Source organism: Frankia sp. CgKIO3, from assembly GCF_977946435.1.
In genome coordinates this window covers 1-6950 of the sequence record NZ_CDWTMO010000190.1, presented here as the reverse complement: position 1 = coordinate 6950, position 6950 = coordinate 1, and the positions used below count along the sequence as shown (strand labels likewise).

Sequence of the window (6950 nt, the reverse complement as noted above, 5' to 3'; positions counted from 1 at the left end):
CCGCCTCACTGCCCGCCACACACCCCAATCATGCCGGCAACCAGACAGAACAGCCGGAACCGACACACCGACGACCATCAAGATCCAACTAGTGGAAGCGGCATTGAGGCTCGTCCAGATGAAATGTCCAGGCCTGGGCTGGCACACGGACCATCCCTTCTGCGTGGATTGATCGGGAGATGATGTATCCGGCCGCCCCGGTCTTCTCGTAGCACCTTCCTCGGCGCCACGCCTGGGCCGCTTTTCATCCGCGTGTTTCAGCCGGTGATGCCTCCGGCATTTTGGCCCGAGATTCCGCTCGCTCGTCTGGCCACCTCGACGATGCGACCTAGTATGATCAAGATCGCAGTGAATGGAAGGCTTCTCGCATCCCGGAAAGACACATGTAGGGTTTCGAGTTCGAACATGACGAGCCAGGGCGGCTGAGGGAAATCGACGCCGGCTGACCTCCAGGACTCGTCCTTCCGGCGGATCCATCAGTATGCGCCGCCATGTGCACCGGGGGTTCTCGGCCATCTCGCGAACGAGGCCGGCCGGTATCGGGCCATAACCGGGAAGTTCCGCCGGCTGTTCCGACATACCCAGCAGACAGGAAGCCGACACGACCACCTGCATCTCGATACTGACACGGTCACAATCCTGCCCCATCAGCAGGTCGTAGAAAACGTCGGCCCGACGCTGGTCGAGCCCGCGACCGTCCTGCGCACCGCCTGCTCTTCTCGCCAGAAGGTCCACTCGTCGAAACGCCGCGAGCATGCGGTCCGCCGGAAGCGATGCCGAGATGCGGCCCATACCATCCGGCTCGGCCCGCACCGTCACCCGACGCGCCTTCGCCGCCCTGCGGCGACGCTGCTCCGCGCCCTGAGGGTCTACCACCACCACACGCCGTCGCACGGCGGCCGCGAACGCTGCGTGGCTTGGCCGCCCACCCCGGCGCAGAACCGTCTCCGCCACGTCCGCGGCTTGGCTGTCCGACAGGTTGGCCGTCAGTCGTTCCAGCACGGCCAGCCGCTGGGAATCCAGCTCACCATGTTCAAGAGCAGTCAGCGCGGCCGGCATGCGGCGGACGACGCCGACCGCGAAACCCAACTGCTTGTTTCCCGACGCTGATGATATTCTCAGCTCGGCAGCCAGTTCGTCTCCCGCGAACTCGTGAAATCCCCTGGCAGCCCCGCTCTCATCCTCTTCCGTGGGCGGCCGTAGCTGCGCGAACCTCGCTCTCACGAGCAGCCGTGCCGCCTCCCAGCGTGCGATCTCCCGACCGATAGCCACATCCGCTCGGAGACATCCGTCCGCGTCGAATTCAGCTACACGACGACCATAAACCATCGATGAGTCCAGGCGACGGGAAAGAGAACCACTGTCGTCGACCCCGGTGTCGCGGGGGCCCAGGGCCTCTGCTTCCTCGCGCGGGCTGGACTCGTCCGAACTGGGCTTACCCGGACTGGACTGTGAGCCGGGCCGAAGCGATGAACTGGGTCTGGTCATTGGATGCATCATGCTGCCTGTCATGGGCACTTGGAGGGAACGGTTGGATCTGCTGGCAGGAACCGCCGCCGATTCGCCCGAACACTCCAATCATCGAACATGTGTTCGAGTATAGTGCTCGCTGGCGCCGTTCATCAAGTCCAGCGTCTCATCAAGTCCAGCGTCTCGACGGCCGGGCAAGCTCGACAGCCGAGCAAGGAGGTGGAAGGTGTTGAACGCCCAAGTCGCCGCCGTGGCGGCTCCTCCGCGGGGCGCGCTGACGGCGCTCGTCGCCCTACGGAGCGCTCGGCGATGTCACCCGGGCCACGCCGGCGACCGACGATGGCGCTCACATGATCGATACCATGAGTGTCCTCGCGGTGGAGCCGGGCGTGTCACCGACGCGGGAGGCAGGACGTAGGTTCGGAGAAGATTTCGCGAACGGTGTGGGAAGAGGGACAGGACAGTGCCGAGGGAGACGGGGCGCAGACTGATCGCGCAGAACAAGCGCGCCCGGCATGACTACGACATCCTCGACACCTACGAGGCTGGGCTGGTGCTCCGTGGCACCGAGGTGAAGGCGCTGCGGGCCGGGCGGGCCTCGCTCGTCGACGGGTTCGCCCAGATCAGCGATGGTGAGATCTGGCTGCACAACGTGCACATCCCCGAGTACACCGAGGGGACCTGGACGAACCACGCCCCCCGCCGCAAGCGCAAGATGCTGCTGCATCGGGCGGAGATCGAAAAACTGGTCGGTAAGACCCAGGAGGGTGGGCTCACGCTGGTCCCGCTCTCGCTCTACTGGAAGGACGGGCGGGCGAAGATCGAGATTGCGCTGGCGCGTGGCCGCAAGTCGTACGACAAACGGCACGCGATCGCGGAGCGGGACGCGGCCCGGGAGATCGGCCGGGCGATGGGCCGCCGAGCCAAGGGGCGCTACCTTTGATAGCCAGCCGTCCATGACACCGTCCGTGGGGCCGCCGATGTTCCTGTCGACGTTCCTGTCATGGTTCCCGTCGTCGTTATTTCGTCGTCGTGCCGCGGATTCGCCGGTTCCGGCACCATCCGAGTCGCCGTGACCGCCTCCGACGGCGACCGGCTGGCGCAGCTCGAGGCCCTGCTGAGCGCACAGGGTGAGGCGGTGCTGGCGGCGGCGGTCGCGGCATTTGCCGAGGATGAGCGTGCTGGTGGAGGCGCGGCCCGGGAACTGGCTGTCGGTGCCCGCCTGCGCGCCGAGGGCGTGTCCCCCGCGCTCCTCGCCTCCGCGTTCACTCAGGCGGAGCTGAGGCGGCGCGCGATGGTCAAGTTTGCCCGGGCCGATCGGATGTTCTTCACCCGAGCCGGGTTGGAACAGGCGTCCTCGCAGGCGGGGCCGAGCATCGGGCCGCGCGGTTCACCGGCCTAGGCCGGCTCGCCGACCTGTGCACGGGGATCGGCGGGGACGCGCTGGCCCTCGCCCGGGGCCGGGAGATCATGATCGTCGACCGGGATCCGGTTCATCTGCGGATGGCCGCGCTCAACGTCGCCGTCCACGCGGCCGAGGGCACGATCGCGCCGCCTTCGGCCCTTCCGTCCACGACCGTTCCGCTCACGGGATCGGCCGTGCCGACGGGATGCCTCGAGACGCGCCTGTCCGACGTGCGGGAGGTGGACCTCTCCGGATGCGACGCCGTGTTCGTCGATCCGGCCCGGCGTGCCGGCGACCGTCGGTTGGCGTCGCGGGCGAGCGAGCCGCCGCTGGCCTGGTGCTTCGGGCTTGCCGACAAGGTTGCGGCTATCGCGGTGAAGGCCGCGCCAGGGCTGGCGACGGAACTGGTTCCCCCCGGCTGGGAGATCGAGTTCGTGGCCGACGGACGGGATCTCAAGGAGGCCGTGCTGTTCTCACCGGCCCTCGCGACCGCCTCGCGTCGCGCCACTGTGCTGCCCGGGCCGGGCAGCACGGCCTCCCTGCGGGCCGGGGAAGCGCCGGCGAGCCTCACCGGGACCCCGGATCCAGTCCTCCCGGCGGATACGGGACCGGTGGGACCGGCGGGACCGGCGGGTCGGGTCGGCGAGGTCGCCGATCGGGTAGCGGCTCCGGGTCGGTTCCTCCACGATCCGAGCCCGGCGGTCACTCGGGCGGGCCTGGTCGGCGAGCTCGGGCGGCGCCTTGGAGCCTGGCAGATTGATCCAATGATCGCCTTCCTGACCTCCGACGAGGCAGTGACGACCCCCTTCTCCCGCCTGCTGCGCATCGAGGCCGAGCTGCCCTTCGACGTGCGCCGGATCGCGGACCTGTTGCGGTCTCGTGAGATCGGTTCGCTGGACGTCCGGCGACGCGGCCTCGCCGGCGACGTCGAGGAGATCCGCCGCCGGTTGCTACCCCGCCGTCGTGATCTGATTCCCGGTGGACCGGCTGTCACCGTGGTGATGACGAGGCTGCGTGGAGCTCCCTGGGCCTTCGTCTGCACCCCGGCATCGGATGTCGGGGCATCGGATGCCGGGGCGGTGGCGACCGACCGATCCTCATGACCGACCAATCCCGGTGGACGCCATCGGGGGCGAAACAGGAGTGACGTTCATGCGTGTTGCCTTCGTCGGACTGGGCACGATGGGATTTCCCATGGCCGGTCACCTGGTTCGGGCCGGGTTCTCCACCACCGTGTTCAACCGCACGGCCGCGACCGCGGCACGCTGGGTCGAGGAACATTCCGGCCGGATCGCGCCGTCGCCCGCAGCCGCGGCGACTGAGGTCGACGTCGTCTGCCTCTGCGTCGGTGCCGATGACGACGTCCGCGAGGTCGTCCTCGGTACCGACGGGATGCTGGGAGCGCTTCGGCCCGGTGCGATCATCGTCGATCACACGACGACCTCCGCGGAACTCGCGGAGGAGATCGCGGCGCGCACCGCCGAGGTCGGCGTCGGTTTCGTCGACGCCCCGGTCTCCGGCGGGGAGGCAGGTGCCGTGGCCGGCCGGCTGAGCATCATGTGCGGTGGGGATCCTGAGACGATCGAGCGGGCCAGGCCGGTGCTCGCCGCCTACGGCGCGACTATCACGAGGGCCGGGCCGGTCGGTAGCGGACAACTCACCAAGATGGTCAATCAGATTCTGGTGGCGGGAGCCGTCGAAGGGGCGGCCGAGGCCATCAACTTCGCTATTGCCGCCGGTCTGGACACCGATCTGGTGCTTTCCGCCGTGGCCGGCGGCGCCGCCAACTCGTGGTACCTGGCGAATCGTGGTCAGACCATGGTGCGCGACGAGTTCGATTTCGGGTTTGCGGTCGACTGGATGCGCAAGGATCTGCGGATCTGCCTTGCCGAGGCGGGCCGGCGTGGTATCCCGCTGCCGATGATCGAGCTGGCCGAGCGGGATCTCGCCGCTGCCCAGGCGGACGGCGAGGGTGGTCTCGACACGACGGTCGTCATCCGGCAGCGGCGCCGTGCGACCAGGCCGGGTGGCGCGGGTGGCGAAGCCTCCCCGGCTTCCTGATCATGGCGCCGCAACGGTGCCGGTCACTGTGGCGATCAGGCAGCCGGTGACGGTACCGGTCGCCACGACGAGCGGGACGATCCGGCCGAGATGGAGCAGGCACAGGCCCCCGATCAGGGCTCCGGCGAACATGGCGACGGGGCCGGCGAACCGCCGCGCCCCACCGCGGCCCATTCCCCCACCGAGCCGGGAGTCGATGATGATCCCGGTCAAGGTGCTGGTCAGCACGTTCGTCGGGATGTCCGGAACGGCCATCCGCCGAGCCGTCGCGTGCTGCAGGCCCATCGCGAGGGCCAGCGGGAGGATGACGGTATAGGGCCGGGCCTCGGGGATCTCAGGGATCTCGGGTTCTGTGCCGAGTCCCTGGGTGACCATCGCGGCGATCAGCGCGCCGGCCATCAGCCCGGTCTGCGCGGCCATCGCGATGATCAGCCACGAGAAGCGACGACCGCCGATTATGGTCACCGTGCCGATCCGTCCGGTGATGACGGCTCCGGCCAGGAACCCGGCCAGGGCCAGCGCCGACAGGTCGGCGGACAGGCCCGGGGCCCCGGCCAGCGCAAAGGCCAGCAGGACGACGTTTCCGGTCATGTTGGCCACGAATACCCGGCCGAGTCCGAGAAAACTGACCGCGTCGACGAGACCGGTGAGGATCGCCAACGCCACCAGCAGCGCCGGCAGCCGTCGACGCTGGTCGGGGGACGGCCGCATGGGCACAGTTTCACCGAGTGACGGCCGGTGCGGCGGGAGGCGGGAACTCCCGGCGCCTCTGATCTCGGCGCCTCTGATCTGATCAGATCAGATCTTCTGATCAGATCAGAGCCGCAACGGACGGACCGGAGTCGCGGCGAGCGCGGGAGTGCTCCGCCAGTCGACCCCGGGAACGTCGATGTAGAGCTCGATCTCGTTGCCATCTGGGTCGAGGATGTACAAGCTGTGGGTGACCGTGTGATCCGACGCGCCGACGATGGTCACATCCGCGTCGTGCAGACGGGCGAGCACCGCGCGCAGTTCGTCATCGCTGTCGCCAACCTTCAGTCCGAAGTGGTACAATCCCACCCGCCGGCCCTGGGGTATGGCCGCCGCGTCCTCGCCGACCTCGATGAGGAGCAGCTCGTGGTGGGTGCGTCCGGAGGAGAACGCGGCGGCGGGGGCCCGCAGTGGGTTGCCGTCCGCGCCCGTCGGGTCGGGAAAGATCTGCCGCCAGCCGAGTACGTCCCGGTAGAAGGCGCTGGAACGCCCGATGTCCCGGACGTAGAGGACGAGATGTCCCAGTTCCTTGATCTCCACGGTGATCTCCCGAGGCGCTGGTCGTCTGGTAGCCGTTATCCATACAACAACTCCGTACAACGGCGTTGCCCGCGACGGCATGCCCACGGGGCCCGGCCGCCGTGACGCGCGCCCGCCACGGCCCGCCGCATCGGAAACCCGTTGGTACGCGGGGTGCCCGACGTGGGAACATGGAGCTGGCGTCCGAGCGTTGGATGCAGTGACGCGCGCGATGGGCCGGGTTGACAGGAGCGTCTGTCGGCTGGTGCTGGCGCCCACGTCGTGCGGTATGCTAAAATGCCGTAACTGATCCGAACTTGGGGGTGACCGGCTTCGACTCCGGACGTCGAGGCAGGGGAAGCGGGCCGAGGATGAGCGGTTATCTCGTTAACGATCCGTTCAGAACAACAGCTGCCAACAAGACGCAGCCCACTACCCCCACTTACGCGCTCGCCGCTTAAGAGGGACTAGGTAGTCGTCAGTCTGGGAGAGCCTCCGGCCCAGAATCTGACGTCGCTAGGAGGATTACCGGCTGACCCGGTCGCGGGGTCGGTCGGGACATCAAACAGCGACTGAGCCTATGTCGGCTTGCCTGCGTGTCCGACGGGGCTGAGAAACAAGTAGCAGGATGCGCCCGGAGAAGCCCTGTGTCGGGGCCGGAGGACGCGGGTTCGATTCCCGCCACCTCCACTCGTTTGGCGGGGGTCTGTCCTTTATGGGCAGGCCCCTGACCAGTCTCAATGCC

Annotated in this window: 5 protein-coding genes, 1 other RNA gene and 1 pseudogene; 4 read left to right on the top strand and 3 right to left on the bottom strand. The window is 68.1% G+C overall.

The genetic code is table 11. From position 1 onward, the window contains the following. Positions 1-1272, bottom strand: a 1272-nt coding sequence (locus AC08OJ_RS17305; protein ID WP_476596270.1) for an HNH endonuclease signature motif containing protein, incomplete at its 3' end; no start/stop codon positions are given. Between the two features lie 661 nt (positions 1273-1933). On the opposite strand from AC08OJ_RS17305, the gene smpB reads away from it, so the two are divergent. From smpB to AC08OJ_RS17290, 3 genes and pseudogenes are all read left to right on the top strand, one after another. Further along, on the top strand, positions 1934-2413 hold the full coding sequence (gene smpB / locus AC08OJ_RS17300; protein ID WP_011435254.1) for an SsrA-binding protein SmpB: 480 nt from the start codon (positions 1934-1936) through the stop codon (positions 2411-2413). Positions 2414-2608: 195 nt separating this feature from the next. Beyond that, positions 2609-3978: pseudogene (locus AC08OJ_RS17295) on the top strand (THUMP-like domain-containing protein). A 49-nt stretch (positions 3979-4027) separates the two neighbouring features. Then, on the top strand, positions 4028-4936 hold the full coding sequence (locus AC08OJ_RS17290) for an NAD(P)-dependent oxidoreductase (RefSeq protein ID WP_476594241.1): 909 nt from the start codon (positions 4028-4030) through the stop codon (positions 4934-4936). Here AC08OJ_RS17290 and AC08OJ_RS17285 read toward each other — a convergent pair whose 3' ends face one another. Next, a complete protein-coding gene (locus AC08OJ_RS17285; protein ID WP_476594242.1) occupies positions 4937-5647 on the bottom strand; it encodes a YoaK family protein in 711 nt (236 codons plus the stop codon). A gap of 105 nt (positions 5648-5752) precedes the next feature. Next, entirely contained in the window at positions 5753-6226 is a 474-nt protein-coding gene (locus AC08OJ_RS17280) for a VOC family protein (protein ID WP_476596269.1), read from the bottom strand. 298 nt (positions 6227-6524) lie between these two features. Between AC08OJ_RS17280 and ssrA the strand changes: the two genes are divergently transcribed. Continuing rightward, positions 6525-6898: a transfer-messenger RNA gene (ssrA, locus tag AC08OJ_RS17275) on the top strand. Positions 6899-6950 lie beyond the last annotated feature (52 nt).

What these genes read in the sequence shown, in the direction of transcription:
- AC08OJ_RS17290 (WP_476594241.1), top strand. Translation starts at nt 4,028, where the DNA reads ATGCGTGTTGCCTTCGTCGGACTGGGCACGATGGGATTTCCCATGGCC.
- AC08OJ_RS17285 (WP_476594242.1), bottom strand. Translation starts at nt 5,647, where the DNA reads ATGCGGCCGTCCCCCGACCAGCGTCGACGGCTGCCGGCGCTGCTGGTG.